The 24,065-nt window shown below is 44.5% G+C and carries 22 protein-coding genes; 9 read left to right on the forward strand and 13 right to left on the reverse strand.

The window, feature by feature from the left end; translation table 11 throughout:
- Positions 1–103: 103 nt before the first annotated feature.
- On the forward strand, positions 104–1,525 hold the full coding sequence (locus E4K68_RS18690; protein WP_282433013.1) for an amino acid permease: 1,422 nt from the start codon (positions 104–106) through the stop codon (positions 1,523–1,525).
- A gap of 139 nt (positions 1,526–1,664) precedes the next feature.
- Here the strand turns inward: E4K68_RS18690 and E4K68_RS18695 are convergent, their stop codons facing one another.
- The 3 genes from E4K68_RS18695 to E4K68_RS18705 form a co-directional block, all read right to left on the reverse strand.
- A complete protein-coding gene (locus E4K68_RS18695; RefSeq protein WP_135380429.1) occupies positions 1,665–1,964 on the reverse strand; it encodes an SHOCT domain-containing protein in 300 nt (99 codons plus the stop codon).
- 14 nt (positions 1,965–1,978) lie between these two features.
- Positions 1,979–2,161: an SHOCT domain-containing protein gene (locus tag E4K68_RS18700; RefSeq protein WP_135380430.1), complete on the reverse strand. Its 183-nt coding sequence runs from the start codon at positions 2,159–2,161 to the stop codon at positions 1,979–1,981.
- Positions 2,162–2,650: 489 nt separating this feature from the next.
- A complete protein-coding gene (locus E4K68_RS18705; protein ID WP_135380431.1) occupies positions 2,651–2,875 on the reverse strand; it encodes a hypothetical protein in 225 nt (74 codons plus the stop codon).
- Positions 2,876–3,099: 224 nt separating this feature from the next.
- Between E4K68_RS18705 and E4K68_RS18710 the strand changes: the two genes are divergently transcribed.
- Positions 3,100–3,300 carry a hypothetical protein gene (locus E4K68_RS18710; protein WP_135380432.1) on the forward strand — a complete coding sequence of 67 codons (201 nt, stop codon included), beginning with the start codon at positions 3,100–3,102 and terminating at the stop codon, positions 3,298–3,300.
- 76 nt (positions 3,301–3,376) lie between these two features.
- Here the strand turns inward: E4K68_RS18710 and E4K68_RS18715 are convergent, their stop codons facing one another.
- The 5 genes from E4K68_RS18715 to E4K68_RS18735 all read right to left on the reverse strand — a co-directional run bounded on the left by E4K68_RS18715 (position 3,377) and on the right by E4K68_RS18735 (position 11,429).
- Entirely contained in the window at positions 3,377–4,720 is a 1,344-nt protein-coding gene (locus E4K68_RS18715; protein ID WP_135380433.1) for an acetyl-CoA hydrolase/transferase C-terminal domain-containing protein, read from the reverse strand.
- Between the two features lie 459 nt (positions 4,721–5,179).
- Complete coding sequence (locus tag E4K68_RS18720) at positions 5,180–6,946, reverse strand: acyl-CoA dehydrogenase family protein (protein WP_135380434.1); 1,767 nt, start codon at positions 6,944–6,946, stop codon at positions 5,180–5,182.
- Between the two features lie 286 nt (positions 6,947–7,232).
- Complete coding sequence (locus tag E4K68_RS18725) at positions 7,233–8,390, reverse strand: acetyl-CoA C-acyltransferase (protein WP_135380435.1); 1,158 nt, start codon at positions 8,388–8,390, stop codon at positions 7,233–7,235.
- Positions 8,391–8,401: 11 nt separating this feature from the next.
- On the reverse strand, positions 8,402–10,789 hold the full coding sequence (locus E4K68_RS18730) for a 3-hydroxyacyl-CoA dehydrogenase/enoyl-CoA hydratase family protein (protein ID WP_135380436.1): 2,388 nt from the start codon (positions 10,787–10,789) through the stop codon (positions 8,402–8,404).
- Positions 10,776–11,429 carry a TetR/AcrR family transcriptional regulator gene (locus E4K68_RS18735; protein ID WP_135380437.1) on the reverse strand — a complete coding sequence of 218 codons (654 nt, stop codon included), beginning with the start codon at positions 11,427–11,429 and terminating at the stop codon, positions 10,776–10,778. Before E4K68_RS18735 ends, E4K68_RS18730 begins: the two co-directional genes overlap by 14 nt.
- 280 nt (positions 11,430–11,709) lie before the next feature.
- On the opposite strand from E4K68_RS18735, the gene E4K68_RS20760 reads away from it, so the two are divergent.
- The 4 genes from E4K68_RS20760 (at position 11,710) to E4K68_RS18755 (ending at position 14,922) form a co-directional block, all read left to right on the forward strand.
- Complete coding sequence (locus E4K68_RS20760) at positions 11,710–11,880, forward strand: hypothetical protein (protein ID WP_199241831.1); 171 nt, start codon at positions 11,710–11,712, stop codon at positions 11,878–11,880.
- Between the two features lie 173 nt (positions 11,881–12,053).
- Positions 12,054–12,782 carry a (Fe-S)-binding protein gene (locus E4K68_RS18745; protein WP_135380439.1) on the forward strand — a complete coding sequence of 243 codons (729 nt, stop codon included), beginning with the start codon at positions 12,054–12,056 and terminating at the stop codon, positions 12,780–12,782.
- Complete coding sequence (locus E4K68_RS18750) at positions 12,779–14,206, forward strand: LutB/LldF family L-lactate oxidation iron-sulfur protein (protein WP_135380440.1); 1,428 nt, start codon at positions 12,779–12,781, stop codon at positions 14,204–14,206. The genes E4K68_RS18745 and E4K68_RS18750 overlap by 4 nt, the downstream gene beginning before the upstream one ends.
- Positions 14,207–14,235: 29 nt before the next feature.
- The gene (locus E4K68_RS18755; RefSeq protein ID WP_135380441.1) at positions 14,236–14,922 is read left to right on the forward strand and encodes an LUD domain-containing protein; all 687 of its coding nucleotides are present in this window, start codon (positions 14,236–14,238) and stop codon (positions 14,920–14,922) included.
- A 201-nt stretch (positions 14,923–15,123) separates the two neighbouring features.
- Here E4K68_RS18755 and splB read toward each other — a convergent pair whose 3' ends face one another.
- The 3 genes from splB to E4K68_RS18770 all read right to left on the reverse strand — a co-directional run bounded on the left by splB (position 15,124) and on the right by E4K68_RS18770 (position 18,268).
- Positions 15,124–16,167, reverse strand: a complete 1,044-nt coding sequence (gene splB, locus E4K68_RS18760; RefSeq protein WP_135380442.1) for a spore photoproduct lyase — start codon at positions 16,165–16,167, stop codon at positions 15,124–15,126.
- 41 nt (positions 16,168–16,208) lie between these two features.
- Positions 16,209–17,885 (reverse strand): AarF/UbiB family protein, encoded by a 1,677-nt coding sequence (locus tag E4K68_RS18765; RefSeq protein ID WP_135380443.1) that lies wholly within the window; start codon positions 17,883–17,885, stop codon positions 16,209–16,211.
- Positions 17,886–17,974: 89 nt separating this feature from the next.
- The gene (locus tag E4K68_RS18770) at positions 17,975–18,268 is read right to left on the reverse strand and encodes a polyhydroxyalkanoate synthesis regulator (protein WP_135380444.1); all 294 of its coding nucleotides are present in this window, start codon (positions 18,266–18,268) and stop codon (positions 17,975–17,977) included.
- 253 nt (positions 18,269–18,521) lie between these two features.
- Here E4K68_RS18770 and E4K68_RS21710 point away from each other — a divergent pair, with 253 nt between their 5' ends.
- The gene (locus E4K68_RS21710; RefSeq protein ID WP_348982878.1) at positions 18,522–18,788 is read left to right on the forward strand and encodes a hypothetical protein; all 267 of its coding nucleotides are present in this window, start codon (positions 18,522–18,524) and stop codon (positions 18,786–18,788) included.
- Positions 18,789–19,243: 455 nt separating this feature from the next.
- Positions 19,244–19,960, forward strand: coding sequence for a C40 family peptidase (locus E4K68_RS18780; protein ID WP_135380445.1), 717 nt, complete (start codon positions 19,244–19,246; stop codon positions 19,958–19,960).
- Between the two features lie 124 nt (positions 19,961–20,084).
- Here E4K68_RS18780 and E4K68_RS18785 read toward each other — a convergent pair whose 3' ends face one another.
- Positions 20,085–22,088 (reverse strand): molybdopterin-dependent oxidoreductase, encoded by a 2,004-nt coding sequence (locus E4K68_RS18785; RefSeq protein ID WP_135380446.1) that lies wholly within the window; start codon positions 22,086–22,088, stop codon positions 20,085–20,087.
- Positions 22,089–22,395: 307 nt separating this feature from the next.
- Between E4K68_RS18785 and E4K68_RS18790 the strand changes: the two genes are divergently transcribed.
- Positions 22,396–22,968, forward strand: coding sequence for a xanthine phosphoribosyltransferase (locus tag E4K68_RS18790; protein ID WP_135380447.1), 573 nt, complete (start codon positions 22,396–22,398; stop codon positions 22,966–22,968).
- A 239-nt stretch (positions 22,969–23,207) separates the two neighbouring features.
- Here the strand turns inward: E4K68_RS18790 and E4K68_RS18795 are convergent, their stop codons facing one another.
- On the reverse strand, positions 23,208–23,924 hold the full coding sequence (locus E4K68_RS18795) for a SprT family zinc-dependent metalloprotease (RefSeq protein WP_135380448.1): 717 nt from the start codon (positions 23,922–23,924) through the stop codon (positions 23,208–23,210).
- Positions 23,925–24,065: the final 141 nt, after the last annotated feature.

Consider the following 24,065-nt stretch of genomic DNA (forward strand, 5'->3'; position numbering starts at 1 on the left):
TCTGTGTTAATTTCCATATTCTTATAATAACCCGCAAAAGGAAAAAGGGAAATAGTGTCGAATTAAATCAGAACAGGGAATAATACCTGTGATATAAAACAGAATGGAGATGATAATTATTAATAGCCTTTTACGCAAAAAATCTATCGAACAGCTCCTGACTGAAACTCAGGGCAAAGCCGCTCTGAAAAAGACACTGGGTGCACTAGATCTTACAATGCTAGGAATTGGAGCGATCATTGGAACGGGTATTTTTGTCCTAACGGGTGTAGCTGCTGCTAAATATGCTGGCCCAGGCCTCATTCTTTCGTTTATTATTTCAGGAATTGCTTGTGCTTTTGCGGCCCTGGTTTACGCAGAGTTTGCTTCGTCTATCCCTGTTGCAGGAAGTGCCTACACTTACAGCTATGTATCACTCGGAGAATTTATGGCTTGGATCATCGGGTGGGACCTAATCCTTGAGTACTTGTTAGCAGCCAGTACCGTGTCAATCGGGTGGTCTGGCTATTTTCAAATGTTGCTCAGTGGTTTCGGAATTCATCTCCCAGTTTGGGCAACTGGCGCTTTAGGTTCTTCCCCAGGAGCCATTTTTAATCTCCCCGCAGTGGTCATTGCTTTGGTAATTACGTTACTACTTTCCATGGGGGTCAAGGAAGCAGCACGTTTTAACAACATTATTGTATTTGTCAAACTTGCAGCGATTATCCTATTCATTGTCGTCGCTTCACGGTATGTTAAGCCTGCCAATTGGACCCCTTTCCTTCCCTTTGGGTTTAAAGGAGTATTAGGAGGGGCAGCCGTTGTATTCTTTGCCTATATCGGATTTGATGCAGTCTCTACTGCAGCTGAAGAAGTCAAGGACCCGAAACGGGATATGCCTATAGGTATTATTGCCTCACTTGTGGTTTGTACCGCGCTCTATATTATTGTTTCCCTGATTTTGACTGGTATAGTTCCCTACCAACAACTGGATGTTGCAGCTCCTGTGGCCTTTGCCCTTAACTATATTCATCAAGACTGGGCAGCTGGAATTATTTCTTTAGGCGCTATTGGTGGTATTACCACAGTCTTACTCGTAATGCTCTATGGTCAGACTCGTGTGTTCTTTGCCATGAGCCGAGACGGTCTGCTACCAAGAATATTTTCGCATGTTCATCCAAAGCATCAAACTCCATTCCTTAGTACCTGGTTGACAGGGATTGTTGTCGCCATCATCGCTGGCGTGACACCCATTAATACCGTTGCAGAACTCGTCAATATTGGAACCCTCTCAGCATTTGTCTTTGTTTCGATGGGAGTCATGGTCTTACGCAAAACCCAGCCAGATCTTCATCGTTCATTTAGAGTTCCCTGGGTACCTCTGGTTCCGATTTTAGCTGCGTTTTTCTGCCTATTTCTAATGTTTCAACTTCCACTTATCACATGGATTCGCTTCGTCGTGTGGCTTGTGATTGGGTTGGCCATCTATTTTGGCTATGGTATCCATCACAGTACCCTCGCGAAGCCTGAATCTAACAATCCATAAGAAACAAGATGAAGCTATAAATAACAACACCGTAAACGATTAAAGAGCTGTGAATGAACTAAAATGTTCGTCACAGCTCTTTAGCAATATTCCACCCGCTATATTACACGGCCTGATTCGCTCGGTCACAACCGAAAGATTAATTGGAAAGATCTTGCTTTTTCAGATTAAACTCTTCGGTGCCAATTTCTCCGAGGGCATATCGTTCACGCAGAATCTTTAAGGCAGGGTCGTTTTGTTTTCTAAGGATTCTAACCTTAGAACGATGACGACGCAAGACGATTAAAGCGATAATAATGACGACCACCATAAAGATCAAGTGACAAGCTAACGGAAGCCAACCCATCCACCCGTTATTCCCATAAGCCCTGAAACCTTGGCCAAATCCACGCATTAGATGACCGCTACCATACATCATAGATCCACCGCCGTGCATCATTTATTACTCCCCCTTTATTCTAATGCCTTTTTTCGTTCATTGAATTCTTCCGAGCTTATCTCCCCACGTGCATAACGTTCTCGGACTATGTCGAGAGCATTTTGATGAGAATTTACCGAACAAAAAGGATGACAACCCGTATGCTTACAATGTAAAAAGGCACCGAAACAAAGCAGAATTATTAAAAAACCAAACATTAAAACGTCCTCTCTTCCATGGTTTATTTCGATTCTTAATTAAGACCTAGGCTTAGTATACACTTGGATTAATAATAAAAGGTGAATTAATTGTGAATTTTACGTTAAGATTACTTAAAGTGCCCGAACATGAAGCCCGGATACTTTTTCTTTGAAAGAAATCTTTAAATTAGCATGTATTGTAGACATGAGAGGATAATTCAGTCTATACTAATGGCTAGTTAAACCTTGAATCGTTCCACTTCATATTGAAGATAGTTGGCGTTTTGTGCCAGAGACTGAGCAGCCGTAGCGATGATTTACATAGTTACCGCCACTTCCTTAGTGGACTCCTCAATATTTCCGGCTGTTTCAGCAGCCATTTCCGAAACTTGCATTACCGTGGATACATAATTCCGCAACATCGCTATATTCTAGGACTTCAACTCTCTGCGTCAAATCTCCTTGAGCCACCTGAATGATTCCTTGTTCCATCACATAGATAGGTTTTTAAAAACGACGATAATTTTTTAATGAAGCAAGTATCCCTATGAGTATGCCGGCAAGAAGAAAACATAGCAATAAGATCACGGATTTTTTCAAATCGAGATGCATGACGAAAGCAATAGCTAATCCCATAGCAGATATCATAGGAACAACCGTCACAATTGTTTTGTTTATATATTTGCCTAAACTGATGTTTCCTTTTATGGACATTCCTTCGCTTCCTTCCATTGATAAACTCCTCTCCTCCCACATAATAAACACACCTACATTGACGGAGACCTGCTCCAGCTACGAATTGACACCTTTTATAAAAAGAAATGTTTATTCATTATCCCACTGGTATAATATTGCATAAGATGTATAAATTAATCGTAATTGGCTATAATGATAGTTATGTATTAAATTATGCATATTGTTTCGCAATAGTAGAATTTTCGATTAGGAGGATAACTATGAATACAGCTCTTAACACAGTTGAAACAGCTACTACGATATTAAACGAAAAAAGGCCTGAAAATCTCTCTTATTCATACCGTGTCGTTTGTGAGCGCTGCCACAAAACTATATTTTTTTCTGGTCAAGATGATGCAGAAATTTTCCCTATCCTCTGTGATGAATGTACACTATCGACATTTGATTTTCCTGAAAAATAAATGTCGATAGTGTACATTGTATAGCCGAATAGGCCATGTCTTGCTAGACAATGGCCTATTTTTATGTCTTTTTATTCTATAGATGTTTATTGCTTTCCCGCCAAATGTTTAACTTCTGTGCTTCGAGAATTAATTCCTCTCGGAAATCTGGATGGGCAATGCTGATTAACTTTTCTGCTCTTTGCCAAATAGTTTGCCCTTTAAGGTTGACCTTCCCATACTCTGTCACAACATATTGCACCGTGGAACGGGTATCCGTCACTACTGCACCGTGCGTTAACAGGGGATTTATCCGGGAATGAACCTTTCCATCTGGATCAGTATACGTGGAAGCCATACACATGAAACTTTTCCCGCCCTTAGAATTATAGGCCGCATCCACGAAATCTAATTGTCCACCAGCACCGCTGATCATGCGAGATCCAATTGATTCAGAACACACTTGACCAGTAAGGTCAATTTCGAGAGCATTATTGATCGAAACAACATTATTATTGAGACTGGCAATTACACGATCATTGGTGTAATCCACGGGATAACCTGCCAGTTGTGGATTATTATCAATAAAATCATAGAGCTTTTGAGTTCCTCCAGCAAAGGTATAGACAATCCGGCCAGGATCGATTTGTTTTTTCATACCTGAAATGCGTCCTGCTTCCATCATATCCACGAAACTATCGACAAGTATCTCCGTATGAACCCCTAAGTCTTTCAGGTCGGACTGAGCAATCATTTGCCCCAAGGCATTTGGCATCGAGCCAATTCCAAGTTGCAAACAATCTCCATTATTAATATCCTTGAGAACAAATTCTGCAATTTTTCGATCCACGTCATTTGGATCTTCGGAAGGAACCTGCGGCATTCCTGTATGCCCACCCTCAACAATGTAATCAACTTCAGAAACATGAAGAAAATTTCCATACCCTCCGTGGGCGATAGACATATCCTCATTGACCTCGACGATAATAATTTTGGTCTTGTCAGCCGCCGATCGATAATGAGAAATCGTAGGCCCCAGATTGAAATTACCATGCCTATCCATAGGACTCACTTGAACCATCATAACATCAACGCGTACATTCTCACGAATATAGCGTGGAACTTCAGAGTACTTTAGCGGAATATAAAAGGCTCTTCCCATTTCAAGATATTTACGATCAATTGCACTGAGGTGAACACAATTCCAGGTAAAGTGCTCTCCCTTAGGATCCGCTTTAATTACAGCATGGGGGCGCATTGAAACTCCAGCAAGAAGTTGAATGTCATGAAGTTCAGGAGTACGTGCAGCCAAGGCCCGGTCTAAGATCGGCAAAGTGTTCGCACCATAAGAGTACATAATCCAATCCCCGTTTTTGACAACGCTTACCGCTCTCTCTGGAGAAACGAGCTTACTTTGGTATTCTTTTACCCATTCTGCCATCTTCCTCTTCCTCCTCATTTCTCTTGAACTCTAACTTCAGTCCTGACCCACCACATTTTTCTTTACTAGTCCAACAAATTTATACTACTCTCAAACAAACTCACCCGAACTTCTATATTATAGAGAAATTCCTCAACCTGAATCTCTGTTCGTTAATGTAAGCACTCATGTTAGCGAAATTCTCGCCATCATGAGCGCCTACATTAACGGAATCACACGCACTCAATTCACAAGATGCACAGCATCATTCTATCTCTAACCAGAAACTGGGGAGGCTTTACTAAGTGTACACGTCAGTGGAGTTCACGATACAGGGAGCCCTAATTCTAAAGCATTGTCACGCCGTGCCGTGGTTCACTTATTGCTCTATCCAGAGGTAGGCGCGATAACCTTAGCATCCACGAGCCAGTAAATGGAACTCGTGTGAACATGCAAAGACTCCCTAGTTTCACCGCCGGCTTAGCGAGTCGGATATTCGCCCTTCGCGATGACATATTTAGCAATTTCGTGGCGTAACCCAATCATATCCACAACGGGGCGACGAATGAGCTTGCGCATGCCTGCCAAAACAGTGCTGAGAGAATCTCCTTTTTCAACTGCACAAAGTACTTCTTTGGCTTGTTGCTCCAGGATATTAAAAGCTGCAAAGGTTCCTAGGGTTGCCGCCTTCTCAACGAACACTTTATGATCATCAGATACGTCAAGGGTTTGAACCTTCTGGGCCCGGAGAACGGCACTTTCCATTGAGTAAACTTGGAGCACCATTTCAGCCAGTCCCATCAGAACATATTGATTGTCTTTCAAGCCAGCACCCAAGTTTTGAGCGGCAAGTCCAGCTGCCATCAAGACTAGTTTTTTTGCGTTTTGAGTTATTTTGTTGAATCCCGCCAATCCTTCTTCAAGACTACCACTAACGGAGAGTAGGTCTTTGCTAACAGCTTTAGCGGCTTGGAGTAGTGGGAGTTCACCAGTCATAGCCCGTTTTAGGAGAGTTCCAGGTACGAGTAGACGGTTGATTTCATTGGTTCCTTCAAAGAGTCGATTAATGCGAGAATCCCGGTACATACGTTCAATCGGATATTCCCGAATATAACCATATCCGCCATGAATCTGAACCCCTTCGTCCACGGCAAAATCCAGGACTTCAGAAGCAAGGACTTTGTTAAGTGAGCATTCAATAGCGTACTCTTCTAACGCCTTACCTGCCTCTTTACGGCAGTCACCAGTCAGATCTAGCCCATGGAACCCGTTCTCCATGAGCCCAGCAGTACGATAAACGACACTCTCTGCCATATAGGTCTGGGTAGCTATTTCTCCGATCTTGCCTTGAATCGCTCCAAATTTATCTAGCGTAACTCCAAATTGCTTGCGCTCGGAAGCATATTTTAAGGATGTCTCCAATACGACTTGAGCACTTCCAATTGCACCAGCGGCCAATTTAAAGCGTCCGACATTAAGAATGTTGAATGCAACCACATGCCCACGTCCAAGTTCGCCCACTACATTTTCTACGGGGACCATGACGTCCTCTAGGATGACTTGACGCGTGGAAGACCCTTTTATCCCTAATTTTTTCTCTTCTGGTCCTAATGAGAGCCCTTTCATGTCACGTTCAACAATGAAATTGGTCATTTTTCCATCAACTTTAGCATAGACGAGGAAGATATCGGCAAAACCAGCATTGGTGATAAATTGCTTTGTTCCGTTCAGACAATAATGGGTTCCTTCTGCATTAAGTACAGCAGTGGCTTTGGCACCTAATGCATCTGATCCCGAACCGGGCTCAGTCAAGCAATAGGCGGCAATCGTTTCACCAGTCGCTAAACCTGGCAGATATTTGGCCTTTTGCTCTGGGGTTCCGAAATAAACGATTGGCAATGTCCCAATCCCTGTATGCGCAGCATAAGCAACCGCAAACGGCCCCCCTCGAGGAACTTCCTCACCAACCACGACAGTGGAAGCCTTATCCATGCCAAGTCCACTAAATTCTTCCGGAACTTCAAGGCCCAGTAAGCCCAGTTCTCCAGCTTTACGCATACATTCTCGGACTACACCTTCTTCTTGTTCTTCCATTTCCTCAATTTTAGGAGCAACTTCTTTTTCCATAAAGTTATGCGCCATCCGTTTGAGTTGCAAGTGGTCGTCATTAATTTCCTCACGGACAAAAATTTGTTCTGGGGTAACTTCGGCGAGTAAAAATCCTCCACCACGTACTGCTAAATCCATAGTATTATCCTCCTCATATTCGATTCGACGTTCGAGACACTTGATTACACATTTAGCATTATCGACATTCGATCTTGATGAAGACGTTCGAAGTTCGAGCTCAACAAACTTCGAACATCAAACACGAACCTTGCACTTCGTGCCTCTTCCCACAAATATATCTCTTCCCCCTCGTCCCCCAACGAGAAACTAAGGAGGCTTTGTTAAGTGAACACGCGCACGTCAGTGGTTACTGTAGGGCGAGTAAACGGAACTCGAGTTAACGTGCAAAGACCCTTTAATTTCACTAGAGCAACTCGTACACGCCTGCGGCCCCCATGCCGCCACCGATGCACATGGTCACTATGCCGTATCTTAAGGACCGTTTTTTCATTTCATGGATTAAGGTTGCTGTGAGCTTAGCCCCCGTACAGCCTAGTGGATGTCCGAAGGCAATCGCTCCGCCGTTAACATTGACTTTTGCTGGGTCTATATTCAGAGTTTTAATGATCGCCAACGATTGTGAGGCAAACGCCTCGTTCAATTCGAATAAATCGATTTGGTCTAGGGTCAGTCCGACTTGCTTCAAAACTTTTGGTATAGCCTTGATTGGTCCAATACCCATCAGTTCGGGCTCTACACCAGCTACGGCAAAACCGCGCCAGACAGCAACAGGCTTGAGATCAAGGGCTTTAACTTTTTGTTCCGACATGAGCAAAGTCATGGCTGCGCCGTCACTGGTCTGAGACGAGTTTCCTGCCGTGACTGATCCGCCGTTCAAGAAGGCAGGCTTGAGTTTTGCCAATGATTCTAGTGTGGTCTCTGGACGAATCCCCTCATCTTTGGTGAACCATTTTTCACCTGGCTTGCCCCAACTGGGGATCAACACGGGTACAATCTCCGCATCGAAGCGTCCACTGCTTTGTGCTGCATAAGCTTTTTGATGGCTTGCGACGGCAAAAGCGTCTTGTTGATCACGGGTTACTTCATATTTTTTGGCCACATTTTCAGCGGTGATACCCATGGAGAGATAGACTTCGGGGGCATTGGCGATCATGTAAGGATTGGGTGCTGGCTTAGCTCCGCCCATGGGAACCATGGACATACTCTCTGCCCCACCTGCCAGCATGACATCCGCTTCGCCTAGGCGAATTCGATCCGCCGCCATAGAAATGGCCTGGAGCCCTGAAGAGCAAAATCGATTGATAGTCACGCCGGGGACGTCGAAAGGAAGACCAGCGCGTAGAGCCATGACTTTAGCCAAGTTCATACCCTGTTCTCCTTCAGGGAAGGAACATCCTATGACACAGTCTTCGATTTCATTGGCTTGGAGTGTTGGAACCCTTTTGAGGATATCCTGGATAACGTAGGCTCCCAAATCATCTGGACGTACTTGCGCCAAGCTCCCTTTGACCGATTTTCCAATGGCTGTCCGCTTGGTTTCTATAATGTAGGCGTCTTGCATGCTTTTCCCCCCTAATTCCGTAATGGCTTGCCTTTGGCGAGCATATGGCGGATACGATCTTGGGTCTTTGGTTCTCCAACTAAACTCATAAAGGCTTCTCGTTCAAGGTCTAAGAGATATTGTTCATCGACGAGCGTTCCAGCTGGTCGATCCCCGCCAGTAATGGCATAGGCGAGTTTGTTGCCCATATGCCGATCATAGTCAGAGATGTAGTTCCCTTCGTGCATTCCGTACAGGGCGAGTTCCAAGGTAGCGCGGACGCCAGCGCCTCCCATTTTGACTTTTGTCTTTAAGTTAGGTCTAAAGTTACGAGCTAAGTCGATAACTCGCGCTTTAGCATCCAGAATTATATGTTCTGGGTTCATGCTGTAACGATCATGATCACGCAAGTAACCGAGCTGTCGTGCTTTTTCGGCACTAGTCGAGACATGGGCCATAGCGATAGCTTCAAATCGTTTGGCAAAGAAGTAATCTGGGGCTACTTGCACGCCAGGAAGAACTCCTTCCATGGCTCGCATTGCCATCTCTTTGGTTCCGCCCCCGCCTGGTATTAAGCCTACACCCATTTCAACGAGGCCCATGTAGGTTTCTGAGGAGGCTTGTATGGCATGAGAGTGGAGGCAAATTTCCGCTCCTCCCCCGAGGGTCATTCCGAACGGTGCTGCTACAACAGGTTTTTTGGCATATTTCAGGGCCATGGTTCCGTTCTGGAATTCACGGACCATGAGATCGAGGTCATCCCAGTTTTCATCTTCAGCTTCTAAGAGAATCTGCATAAGGTTGGCGCCGACGCAGAAATTTTTTCCTTGATTGCCAATCACCAAGCCTAGATAGTTTTTGTCGACTTCGGCCAAGGATTTATGGATCATATTCAGGATGTCTGCGCCGATGGAATTGTTCGGGGAGTGGAATTCAAGACAGGCCACTCCGTCACCGAGATCAACTAGGCTTGCTCCGGCATTGCTGGTGATAACTTTGCCTGCTTTATGGGCCTGTTTTAAAGAAAAAGCATAGGGACTGACAGGTTTTTGGCGATAGTCTCCGTCTTCATAGTAAGAGAGCTGTCCAGTTTCTGTCTTCTGATAGAATCGCTCATGCCCTTTGGCGAGCAATTCTTCCACTAATGGAGGTAAGGTGCCCCCTTCTGCGACGATTCGAGCAGCAATCGCTTTGACGCCTAGGGCATCCCAAAGTTCAAAGGGACCCATTTGCCAGTTGAAACCCCAGCGCATGCCCTCATCGATTCCGGTGATGTTGTCTGCGATGTCCTTAGCTAGGGTGGCGGCATAGAGCAAAACGGGTTTTAAGACATTCCATGAAAACTCAGCTCCAGCATCTTTGCCGTTTACTAAGGTTCGAATTTTATCCGTGAGGCCCCCGGCTGCTTTGGCCCTATCGAGGGAAGCGAATTTGACGCTCTTTTTTGGCACATAGGTCATGGTTTGTGGATCGAGAACTTCTACAATTTTGCCTTGAGGTCCTTTGGACTTTTTGTAAAAACCTTGCTTAGTTTTGTCACCCAACCAGCCATTTTTCAGCATGGTTTGCATAAATTCGAGTAAGGCAAAGTTGTCCTTTTCAGCAGGAACTCCTACGGCGACAGTGTTGGCTGTATGGATAAAAGTATCTAAGCCGACAAGGTCAACGGTTCGGAATGAGGCGCTTTTTGGGCGTCCCATGACAGGGCCTGTTAAGGCATCGACTTCGTCAACTGATAGGCCGGAACGCATCATTTCTTGAAGAGTCACGGCTAAGCCGTAGACACCAATCCTGTTGGCGATGAAATTAGGCGTATCTTTGGCTAAGATAACCCCTTTGCCCAAAACCCTCTCGCCAAATTCACAAAGGGATTTGAGAACATCAGGATCGGTATTGGGTCCAGGGATGACTTCTAGAAGTTTCATGTAACGTGGAGGATTAAAGAAGTGTGTCCCCAAGAAATACTGGGTAAAGCTCTCTGGAAGCCCTTCTACCATGGATTTTAGAGAGATTCCAGAGGTGTTGGAACTAACAATCGTACCTGGACGAACTTGGGCTGCTATTTTTCTGAAGAGATCAACTTTTATGTCTAGGCGTTCAACGACAACTTCTATAACCCAATCCACTTCGCTTAAGCGTACTAAATCATCGTTTAAATTTCCAACCTCAATCCGCTCCGCAAACTCCGGAACTAACAATGGGGCAGGATTCATTTTCTTTAGATTCCCCTTATTGGTTTCCGCAATGCTATTTCGCACCTTTCGATCCTCTAGTGTCAATCCGGCTGCTTCTTCTTTCGCCGTCAGTTTGGTAGGGACAATATCCAACAACAGGCTCGGGATTCCCGCATTGGCTAAATGCGCTGCGATGGTACTTCCCATCACACCTGACCCTATTACCGCTACTTTATGAATCTGCATTTCCATCCTCCTCTCGTTTCTGTTGGGCAACACGTTGAACTTCCTCGTTCGCTTGTTTCTTTAACCGTAGTGCGCCTTCGAACAACGCTAACATCGGCTCTACTTCACTAACGAAGGTTCGTGGGTTATGGGCCATTACCCAATCGGTTGTGGCCTCATCTAAGGACCCAAAGATCATCTGACGAGCTACCTTTATATCTTGGCGGGGAACTTCCTTACGTTCTATACCTTGCCGGATCACCTCCTCTATCAGGCTATAATAGTCCAATAAGGGACCATTGATGGCTAACCGCACACTCGGATCGGATTGCCTAAGTTCTAATTGAGTGACGATTGCCAATAACCGGTTTTGCTCCATATAGGAAAAATGTGCTTTTACAATCGTCCGTAAGCACGCTTCCGTTGTCTCACAATGCGAGAGTTCACGGCGCATACTGCTGATAAAATCACCCATACGATGCTGAAAAACCTGTATAAGGACTTCCTCTTTGTTTTTAAAGTATAAATAGATTGTGCCATCTGCTACTCCCGCTAAACGAGCAATTTTAGATACCGGGCATTGGTGGAATCCAGATTCTGCAAAAGCTTCAATAGCAGCATTGAGAATCCGTTCAAATTTACCCTTGCTCGGCGCTTCCATGGAATCAACACTCCTTAAATAACCAATTAATGAGATAAACTTTTTCTTGAATGAATACCCATTCAGTGATATCATCATATCACAGGCAGGCTGTGAAATAAATAGATTTTTCTAAATTTAATACAATAATTTATATTATTCCATCTTTTAGATTGAATAACCCCTCTGGTTTTTTTCTTGTCCCATAACCTATTGACTTCGTGTAGTGATGTTAACTTGACAATGATCGTTGCTAACGTATGATAGAATTACTACGCTACAATGGAAAGGACGAGCATGGATGAAAGTCAAAATTTTCAGTTCCCCGGATACTCGTATTTTGGATAAAGAAATTAATCAATGGTTAGAGGACAACAGCTGGCTGAAGGTGGTCAACATTACCCAAAGCACGGGCACTGCAACCGTCGTTTCCATTTGGTACAACGAACCCAGTGTACCGATACTTGGGTAATCCCTCAATATCCATGGATTATAGAGAAGAGAAGCAATAGGCCGTTAAACGTCTATAGCTTCTCTTTTTAATTTAAATCAAGGCTCTGAGATCCGCATCAAAACCTACTTTATTTGGAAATACTAGGCTTACACCGTAAAGAACAGAGTCATTTTACGAAGGGATGGTATTTTATGAAGGTTTCCCTCTTCGCTACCTGTCTTGCTAATGCCTTCTATCCGGAAGTGGATCTAACGATGGCAAAAATACTAAAGCACCTGGGGCATTCTGTTGATGTTCCTGAGGGGCAAGCCTGCTGCGGACAAATAGCGTTTAATTCTGGTTATGTCTCTGACGCTCGACAAGTCGCTCGTACACTCATTGATTCCTTTGAACACAGCGAAGTTGTGGTAGGCCCCAGTGGCTCCTGCATTGCAATGATCCATGACTATTACCCCACACTTTTCGAGAAGGAACCAGTTTATCTCAAAAAAGCCCATGATCTTATTCATAAGAGTTATGAATTTACTCAATTCATTGTTGACGTCTTAAAGCAACCGGATTTGGGTGCCAGTTATTCCGCAAAAGCTACCTACCATCCATCGTGTCACGCGACCCGACTTTTGGGGATTAGAGAAGCTCCCTTAACACTGCTAGAACACGTGAAAGGATTAGAACTTCTCCCCTTGCCCGAGGCGCAACTTTGTTGTGGATTTGGCGGAACGTTCTCAGTGAAGATGCCTAAGATTTCAGAAGCGATGGTTGCCGAGAAAGCACAACATGTTCTCGAATCCGGGGCAGATTTACTCCTTGGACTCGATATGGGCTGTCTCATGAATATTTCGGGATACCTCGAAAAAATTAAGAAACCTGTTAAAACCATGCACATTATTCAATTGCTTGGGGAGGGAATGAAGTCATGAGCATGTACAACCCCACCATTGATCAACGCGTGGATAAGGCTCTCGCTAATGACTTCTTGCGACAAGCTACACGCAGGGCGACAGATCGTTTACGGAACCAAAAACTTAAAGCAGCTGAGGATTTAGGAGATTGGGAAGAGTGGCGTGAAACAGGGGAAGCGATTCGTACCCAAGTAATTGCTAATCTGGACTATTATTTACAACAACTGATCCGCCAAATCGAAAAACACGGGGGGCATGTGCATCTTGCCAAGACCCCAGAAGATGCAGTGGCCATCGTTCGCAACATTGTGCGTGACCATGACGCAAAAAATGTGATTAAATCCAAATCCATGATCTCGGAAGAGATCCACCTCAATCACGCTTTGGAAGAGGACGGCATCACCGTCACAGAAACAGACCTTGGAGAATACATCATCCAAATAGCCGGTGAGCCCCCCTCACATATCATTGTCCCAGCGATGCACAAAAACCGTCAGCAAGTAGCGGATTTGTTCGAACCTATTGCAGGACATGCCTTAAGTTCTGACACCCCCACACTCACACGTTTCGTTCGCACCCAAATGCGTGAACGCTTTCTTCAAGGGGATATCGGCATCACTGGCTGCAACTTTGCAGTGGCCAATACGGGCAGTATCGTCATGGTTACCAATGAAGGAAATGGACGTATGGTAAGTACCCTACCCAATGTTCAAATTACTCTTATGGGCATGGAGCGCATTGTCCCTTCGTTTCGGGAACTCGACGTTTTGCTCAATCTCCTAGCACGGAGCGCGACCGGGCAGCGGCTCTCTAGCTATACGTCGATTATCACGCCTCCAAGGCAAACCTCGGATTCTGATGGTCCGGAGGAATTCCACCTTGTGATGCTAGACCACAACCGCTCAGAAATTTTAGGAGACAAAACCTTTCATAAAGCCTTAAATTGTATCCGTTGTGGAGCATGTTTCAATGTTTGCCCAGTCTACCGCCAAATCGGTGGGCATGCCTACGGCTCTGTCTATTCTGGTCCGATCGGAGCCGTGATCACGCCGCTGTTAGAAAAAGATTGGGAAACATGGGGACATCTGCCGTACTTCTCCTCGCTCTGTGGTGCTTGCAGTGAAGCCTGCCCCGTCCGAATCCCTCTGCACGACTTACTCGTGAAACTTCGGGAACGCAAAACCACTACAGGACATACTCCCAAAGTCGAACAACAGATTTTCCGTGCCTATCGCTACCTCTTTACACACGAAAAAACCCTCCGAAGCGCCCTGCGTTTAGGAACTCATTTACAACGACCGTTCGTCCGCAACAACCGAATAGTTACAGGACCTCCGCCCCTCTCCAATTGGACGAATAGCCGCACACTTCCCAAAGTAGCTCGCAAACCCTTCATGCAAGTCTGGGCAGAATTACAACGAAATGGAAAATCACCTAAATAAGGTTTACTAGAGTATACGAGGTGAAAGGTATGACACACCCTCAAGATTTTATCAGCGAACTCGCGGCAAAGTTAGGCCGTTCAACACCCACAAATCCCCCTGAACTGGTTCCGATCAATCTTCCGATGTATCAGCTACCTAACCAAGAGGAACGGACCGCCATCTTTCTTCAGAACTGGCAGGCCTTAGGTGGAAAGGGAACTGTCGTAAAATCAACGGAGGATATTATCCAGGCGTTGAAAAATTGGTTTAGCGAACCTTCCGTAGATTTACTTAGAAATCAAGCCATTGTCGCCTGGGATGCCCTTCCAGAAATCGTTGAAGCAGCGTTTACATCTTTAAATTGGAGCTTGACGCGTTATTCCCAAGCTGCGGCAAACCCACGTGACCGCTATCTCCTTGCTGCTCAGGCTGAATTGGGGGTCACAGGTGCAGACTTAGGAGTCGCTCTATCCGGCACACTCGTGATCAAAAGTGAGCCTCATAGAGGACGGACGGTCAGCCTTCTTCCTCCACGTCATTTAGCGTTCATTGAAGCTTCCAAGCTACGAGATAACCTCTTTGAGGTCCTTGATGAACTCTCTGAAATCGGAGACGCACTTCCTGCTGCAATCGAGTTCATCACCGGACCCAGTAGAACCTCCGATATTGAAATGGATCTTTCCATTGGAGTCCACGGTCCGATTGAAGTTTATGTCCTCATCATTGAGGACTAGACCGCGTCATCAGACAACGCTAATAATAGCGTTGTGTTGTGATTGAAAGACCTGCAACTAACTACGCTTAGGCGATCAAATATGATCCCACTAATTTTAGACACTAAGAAATCTCGGGATAACCCGAGATTTTTAGTGTCTAATCATTTACTTCTCAAGTTCGTTAGAAAATATCCTATATACTGGAATCAACGGGTTACTTCAAATCAAGTACTCTATATGAGCCTGAGGAAAGAAATCCTCAACTTGAGCTCTAAAAAACGTTTTCAACTCTTCCATCTCATCTGGATGATAAATATATTTTCCATACCCGAACTGCCCATATTTATACTTCCGAGCATCTTCATCCATGGGCAAGGATGACTGGGGAAAAACCTCTAAGATATTCGTTTTAGCCCTGGCTGTAAACCGATGCGAAATAAATTCGAGCGAAAGTTGTTCTGAGGACCACCCACAAGGTGCACTCTTAGCCAACTTCTCTGCTAAATGTTCGAATAAACGCTTATAATCCTTCTGCCAGCCGTCAAAACGAACGATCGGCGCAATAATGAACCCCAGTGGATACTCGGCCTTCAGCACTTTCGCCGCAGCTTCGATCCGTTCGTTGGGAGGAGGAGTGGCATGTTCATACTTACGTACCACCTCATCACAATTCAAACTAAAGCGAAACCGTGTATGCCCTTCATGTCTCGCATCGAGTAAACTATCGACATCCGTAAACTTAGTAACAAAACGAAAACGGCCGTTCGACTCTTGACCAAAAAATTCGATAACTTGCTTCAAGGCCCCCGAATATTGCTCCACAGGAAGCGGATCTGACGTGGCGGCGCCCTCGAACTGAGTGATCTCCGGAAGCCTTTCCTGAATCAGTTTTGAGGCGACGCCTAAGATCTGACCTAGGTTCACATAAACACGCACATAAGGTTTTTTTCCCAAGGTTGTCGCTAAATAACAATATTCGCACATGCCAGGACAACTAGTAACGAGGGGCAACTGGTAATGGGCCGATGGTTTACACGATTGAAACGCTTCGTTGCGACGCACTCCGATCACTAACGTTCGCTTAGCTTCGCGGTATGCTTCAGCAGCGTCTTTACCTGGAATCCCAGTTACCCGATTGTGGGATGCAGTGGGAGAAATGGGGATCCCCATGTGCTGAAAACGCTCGACTAAGCTTTTCCCCAGAGGATAGTCGAGTGCACCTGGCTCGTAATACACGCGAGTAGGTATGAATTCCTTTGACATCTTCATTCACCTCGGGATTAGGTTGCCCTGAGGAAACAAAACTAAAACTTACCTGATTTAAAAATAGAGATAAACAGCCAAAGCAACATAAGTGTAGCCATCCCAAACCCTATTTCAATAGCAGGCACCTGCCAAAGTAAGATGGGCTGACTGCTCAATGCCGAAGCTATAATTAGGCCCATCATCACAATACTAAAGGAGAGCAAAACAATACTAAAGGAAATCTGATTCGTGATGCGATCCAGCTTTCTAAGAAAAATATCAAGTTCTGGAACACTAACTTCTAAGTGAATACGGCCTCGCAGTAGATCTCGCATTAAATCCTTCATTTGCTTCGGAAGATCCACTAGAAGATCACTATAATCCGAGATATTATGCCAGACCCTCCCTGCCATCGCACTTGGGCGGTAACGCTCCTTGAGGAGTCTGATGCCAAACGGTTCGGCCATATCCATGATGCTAAGTTGAGGATCCAATTTTTCCACAATTCCTTCTAAAATCAGCAAGCACTTTGCCACCATCGTGAAATCTGAGGGAATGCGGATCTGATGACGAAAAGCGACTTTAAATAGGTCACTAATCGCCTCACCCAGACTAATGCGACTCATAGGAACATCCATATACTTTTCCCTTAATTCATCCACATCGGTGCTAAGAAGCGCTAGATTAACACCATCCGGGACAATGCCTATTCTTAAGACTGCTTTAATCATACTTTCTGTATTCTGGCGCATCATAGCGATGACCAGGGAAGCAAAATTATGTTTCATCTCTAAAGTGAGTCTTCCAACCATGCCAAAATCGATGAACGATATCACACCCCCGGATAACAGAAAGATATTTCCTGGATGTGGGTCAGCATGGAAAAACCCTTCGATTAAAACCTGATGGAAGAGAGCCTGCACAAGCTGCTCTGCAATGGTTTTTCGGTCATACCCCTTTTCTTCTAGAGCATCAAACTGATTAAGCTTCAGCCCTTGGACAAACTCCATCGTGAGAACGGTTCGAGTTGAGTAATCCCAAAATATCGTAGGAATGTGAATCGTCTTATCATTTCTAAACTGCTTAGCGATCTTCTCAGCATTTCTAGCTTCGATGGTATAATCCAGCTCATTGCGCAGCGACTTGGCGAACTCTTCAACAACATCTCGTAATTGAAGACGTTCCATCCGTTCCATGCGGTGTTCCGCAAGCGTCGCCAAATCCAGTAGGATTTCCAAGTCTGTTTCAATCATGGCCTTAATTTGGGGGCGCTGCACCTTTACGGCAACTACTTCTCCCGTTCGCAACTGGGCACGATGAACCTGTCCAATCGAAGCCGCCGCGATTACATCCTTATCAAACGAAGAAAAGATCTCCTCCAAAGGGGAGCCTAGTTCTTCTTCAATAATTTTACGTACTTCCTCGAAGGAAAAGGAAGGAACGTTATCTTGTAATTTTTCAAGTTCACGTAGAATATCCTCTGGAATGACATCAGCCCGAGTGCTGGCAATCTGCCCGATCTTGACATAAGTAGGGCCCAGTTCCTCAATGACTTGCCGTATCCGTTCACCGACCGTCATAGGGTCAATATGTTCCATATCCGTGAATAGCCGTTTAGGCAAAGAAAGCATATGTAGAAGCCCTATCTCCTCCACGAAATAACCAAACCCGTGGCGAGCTAGGACTTTAGCGACATCACGATATCGTTTGATATGGCGTATCCTTTTTCCAATCATAAGAAGCGTCCCCTTTATATGTATAGGACCTGAAATGTACTTCAGGTCCTATGGGTTCTAGCACTCAGTCGTGGCACTTACCAAGCGATCTATATATTTCGATTTTCTAATTCAATAATACGTTGTTCCAAACGCTCTAGATCCGCCTTAGTGGGAATATTTAAGTCCTTCAGAAGCTTCTCTAGTTGTTCCTGAATACGGGAATTCATCTCTTTCTTCTCCGCTTCGCCTTTTTCAAACAACTCACGTATCAGTTCCTTAGATCCTGAAGCAGAAACTTCCCCTTTTTTGACCAACTCGTCAACAAGCTTTTCAATCTGTTCCTTGCTAACCACTGCTAATCCCAACCCTAAAGCCAGCCCTTTGTTAATTAGGTCTTTCATACTAGACCTCCTCCTTTTTCTACCATTATACCTTCTTTTTGATGGATGTTCACTAACTGATTAACATATCCCATTCGTCATTGTTACATTACTAATTGTTTACAAAAACGCCTAAACTTATTTAACTATCAACTAAATTTAGTAAGTATAGTAGGCATCAGTTTGTTCGAGCAACGTCGCCTTCAATATCGCCAACCAAATCCACGAAGCCGTTGCGATGAACGGGCAAAACTCTTACACGTCTATATTCGAGGTGGACAACCCACCCCAGGTAAATAGAAGGTGCATCAGCTCAATAGAAGAAAAATCCTTAGGCTGTATCTGCAAAGCAAGACATACACGCCCCCATTCAATCGTTCTACAATATGGTGAAATTTCCAGTGGCAAAGGACTTTACATCATCGATACTCCCGGTCAGGACATCGAATCCATTACAGGAATGCTTGCCGGAGGCGCAACCATTGTAATTTTTACAAAAGGATGCGGTACCCCCACCGGTTCTCCCATTGCCCTGTTATAAAAATAGCCACGAATTCTCGCACGTATACAAATGATGGAAGACAACATCGACATTGACGCCTCGACGATTATTTCAGGTAAAGAAACCATCGAGCAAGTGGGGCACTAAAATTTTAATGAAATCGTCACTATAGCGAATGGACGGAAAACAAAAACAGAGAGCTTAGGTCATAGAGAGTTCGGCATTTACAAAATTGCACCAACCAATTAATGCTTTTAGTAATACTTTTTGGGTTCATCGTGGCACTTATCCAATTTCAATATGTAACTCGAATTCGACAAGAGCGCCACTCGTTTGAATAAAACGGGCGGCGCTCTTGTCTTGCAACATATCCCCTTCGACCCATTATGTACCAGAGACAAGCCAACTATTATCCACTATACTGAGAGACAACTTAACAAAATAAAAACAGTTGTTAGTCACATAAACGACCAACAAAAGAAAGGATGAAGAACATGAAAAACATTATGAATATGAAATGTAATCAATGGTTCCTTCTCCTCGCTCCTGTCATTTCTGCATTCCTATTTGTTACAATTGTCACAGCCGCCCCCCCAACAGTGACATGCGATTCCAATATAAAAGAAAAACAAGTCGCTATGACAGCAGAACTCCAAACTACAGTAAGTTCAAATGCAACCATCGTTAACTCCAGTGCCCCTGTTACTAACAATGTTCCCCAATCCGTCTCGGCCCAGGCAAACAGTGGCAGTACTCCGAAATCAGCTCCTGTAAAACAGGTAGTAACCAAAGAAACATCTCGTTCATCAACTGCATCGACAGCCCCAAAATCGACCTCGCAACCAGCGAAGGCGAGTGCGATTATTAATACAGCCAAACAATATACCGGGGTAAACTATCTTTTTGGTGGGACAACACCTTCAGGGTTCGACTGCTCTGGTTTCGTACAGTACGTTTTTGCGAAAAATGGTACAAATCTTCCCAGAGTTTCGCGTGATCAATTTAAAGTCGGTACCCCTGTGTCATTTAGCAATCTACAACCAGGAGATTTAGTCTTCTTTTCTTTAGCTAAAAATGGTGTCGTTGATCATGAGGGAATCTATGTCGGTAATGGACAATTTATTAATGCAGCCTCTTCAAAAGGCGTGACGATCTATACCTTGGGATCTTATTGGCAATCAGCTTACATCGGAGCAAGACGAGTGCTATAAGCAGCTCATTCATTACAAAAGGGCCTCTAGGTCTAGCATTTTCTGCTACCGTACTTGATATCGCTACTGAACGAGCCCTCCCAATTAGATCTTATCTAACTTGGGAGGGCTCGTTGTTACTTATTCAGGCAAGCCGAATATCAATCTTGACATCGTAAAAGGTACTGCCCGCGGCTCTATCAGTTAGGCGTTGAGATGTAAGCGCATTTACCGTTCGGCCACCTGCTGCGTCTTCGCTTGAAAATAAACCTTCTGTTACGACAACCCCTTGAGGAACCTTCGACGTCAGTTTAAGAATGAACGACACCTCACCTCGCTCATTAAAGGCGATAACTTTCTGACCGTCGTGCAAATTCTTGGCTTCAGCATCTTGGAAATTCATTTGAAGAAACGCTTTCTTCTTGCGAAGTAAATCAGGCCGCTCGTTAAACGAAGAATTTAGCGAATATAAACTAGGCGCACTCATCAAATAAAAGGGGGCATCATCCCCATGGGGCTCAAAATAGCGTGGCAGTGGCTCAGGATCCTTGGAACTATAGAGTTCGATCTTACCTGATGGAGTCAGGAAGCTGGTTTTGTAATTTTCGGGTAGAGAAAGTTCAATCGGAAACCCTTCTCCAAATTTCGCCAAATCAACACCTTCTAGCCAGGGTGTCGGTGGATCAATAAGTTGATTAATTAGGTCATCCGTCGTTTGGCGAAAGAACTCCTCTTCAAATCCCATGGCCTGCGCAAGCAACTGGAAAACCTCCCAGTTAGACTTAGCCTCACCAATCGGAGGAATAACCGCCTTCGCTCTCTGGATGCCATAATGCCCATAAGAACGATAAAGATCCGCGTGCTCTAAGGAGCTTGTAGCCGGCAAGATCACATCGGCATAACGAGCAGTATCCGTCATGAATCGTTCATGAACCACTGTAAATAAGTCCTCTCGCCTAAGTCCTTTGATAATCATTGTTTGGTCAGGGGCTACGACAGCAGGGTTGGAGTGATAGACATACATGCCCATGATCGGCGGATCCGCTAATTCTGTCAATGCGAAGCCCAGCTGATTCATATTGACAATACGTGTTGGCTTTTGCATAAAGTCTTCGCGCTTAACTCGATCCGTTATAAAAGCAGCGCCCGTAGTTACACTTGCGAGCAACCCCCCTCCCGGTTTGCCCCAAGCTCCGACCAGCGCGGGAAGACAGGTAATCGTGCGAACCGTCATCGCGCCGTTGCCATAGCGGCAAAGCCCTGATCCCAAAGCAATAAAGGGTGCGTAGGCTCCGGCGTAATAACGTGCCATTTTTTCGAGCAAACTGATTTCAATTCCTGTGATTTGACTTACTTTATCCGGCGGGTAATCGGGCAAAACTGTTGTTCGTAACTGTTCAAACCCCTGGACATGCCTACCTAAAAACGGGTGGTCAATCCATCCCTCACGTACCAAGATATGCATTATGCCAAGTGCCAAAGCGCCATCACTCCCTGGCCGTACTAATACGACCTGATCCACCATCTGCGCCGTAGGGTTTTCATACGTGTCAATCAGCCAAACAGAGGCACCTCGTTTTTTCGCTTCACCAACCTTATGCAGTAAATGGATATTAGTCGCTAAGGCATTCGTTCCCCACAAAAGTATTAAATCGCTTTTTTCTACTTCATCTGGGTGAGGCGCAAGGGTATCACCCATTACTGACGCCCAGCCATAGCTCTTTGAAGCGGCGCAAATGGTACGAGCCAACCTTGACGCTCCCAAACGGTGAAAAAAACCCTCCCCACAATTACGTTGGACTGCCCCCATGGTCCCCGCATAAGAATACGGCAAAATAGCTTCCGTGCCATATTGAGCCATAATCCCCTTCCAACGGTCGGCAATGACTTGGATTCCTTCATCCCAACTAATGGGCTTATACTTGCCCGTTCCTTTTTCCCCAATGCGCAGTAGGGGCTGAGTCAGCCTTTGGGGAGAATGAACAGTTCGTTCATAGTGGAACATTTTCGGGCATAAAGTCCCCTTCGTGAAGGGATGTTCCGGATCGCCCATCACCTTCACTGCTTTGCAGTCGACAACCTCAACTAATAGTGCACACATATCCGGACAATCGTAGGGACAAACAGACCGTTTTATTTCAGAATTCATGTTAACACATTCTCCTCTATACACCATGTTGTTTATCGTTTTTAAATTCCATGTAAAGTTTTCTTGCCTTATTACTCTAATTATAACTTATATTTTAAAACGTGTTTTTCTCTAGGGTTCAAAATATTCCAATCTCATGGGTATTTCCTTCGATAAACTGCCCCAGGTAAATATTGAATAAATAATTTAATTGATTTTTTAGGATAATCGAGTTATCCTGTTTATTATTACATTTCTGTTACTATTTTTTACACTCCTTAAAGTATTTAGGGGTGTCGTTTTATAATGAGAAGGGAGTATTTACTATATGGAACTCTTGAAAGAAAAAATCCGTACAGATGCGAAAATAGTCGAAAATCGAATCATCCAAGTCGATAACTTCTTGAATCATCAATTAGATATTACTTTGTTTAATGAAATCGGTAAGGAATTTAAACGCAGGTTTTCAAGCAAATCAGTAACAAAAATAGTTACGATCGAAACGTCTGGTATCGCCATTGCAAGTATAGCCTCTCAGTACTTTAACAATGTACCCGTCGTATTTGCAAAAAAACACGCAGGAATCAATATGAACAAAGATGTTTACGAAGCAAAGGTTTATTCTTATACAAAAGATCAGGAATACACAATTAAAATATCCAAAGAATTCTTAGGTCCTAATGACAAAGTATTGATTATCGATGATTTCCTGGCAAGTGGAAATGCGCTTATGGGCTTAGTTAGTTTATTATCTCAAAGTGGCGCTGAAATTTCCGGAGTGGGCATCGTCATCGAAAAATCATTTCAAGGGGGTAGAACACTCGTAGAGGAAAAAGGCTTGCAGTTAGAGTCTTTAGCCATCATTGACGCATTAAGTGATGGCCAGGTACTTTTCAAATAATACTAATCGAATAAAACAAAGCCAGGATGACCCTGGCTTTGTTTTATTCGATTGCGGATATAATTCTCCCAGGCCCTATCGCCACTTCGATCGGACGCTCCAATCATAGGACCAATTAAGAAAAAGGCAGAGGGCAGGTAGCATGTTTTTGCTGCCTGTCTCCTTGTTTACACTTGTAATCAGAATCTACGGGTAAACCTCTTATTGCGGTCTCTCATCTTATGATAACTTGTTTCACTTCATTTCATTAATTCTTGTCCATGATCCTTAAACCATTTTATCCAATGTGCATACTCTGGCATGAACTCTGCAACCCTCTGCCAGAACTTCTCCGAATGATTGAGATGCGTCAAGTGCGCTAGCTCATGAATAATGATGTAATCAATCGCTGCGTCAGGGGCCATAATGATCCGCCAATTCAAATTAAGGTTTCCTTTACTTGAACAGCTCCCCCACCTTGTCTTCTGTTCCTTCAGTCGAAACGTCTGAAAGGTAACCTGCATCCGCTTCGCCTGTTTCTCAAGCTTGTCCATGAGCACACTACGCGCTTGGGCTTTATACCATATTAAGACCGCCGCCTTGACACTTGACGCGCAGTCCTTATCTTGTAAGTCTTGAGGTAAATAAACCTCAAGCACCTGACCTCTCAGAACAACTCGCACCATTTGGCGCGGATGCCTTATAATTTCCAGCTCGACGGAATTCCCCCGATACAGAAAGTGTTCCCCATCGATATATCTCACTGGGCATTTCGCAGAATCTTGCTTCTCGAGCCAGTGCTTTAAGACCCATTCCTCCTTGGCAAGTAATAATTCTTTCAGTTGCTTGGCAGATACATTCTTAGGCGCCGAAATGCGAAGACGATCTTCAAGGATACTCAGCGTAATTCTTCGATAACTTGAGCTCCGTCTTACTTCAAAAGGAATCGTTTGATCCCTAATACTCAGTTGGTTCATTTAAGGCCCTTCTACCTCCCCGCGAAAATTATTTCCCCCGATATAAGCTAAATTCACATGGATTGCCGGAACGTATAATTGCGAATCGTGTATATTGTACCATTACCAAGGGGCTTCGCCTACGTATTTATAAAGTCCACC

Origin of the sequence: Desulfosporosinus sp. Sb-LF (assembly GCF_004766055.1) — a bacterium.
Classification (GTDB): domain Bacteria; phylum Bacillota; class Desulfitobacteriia; order Desulfitobacteriales; family Desulfitobacteriaceae; genus Desulfosporosinus.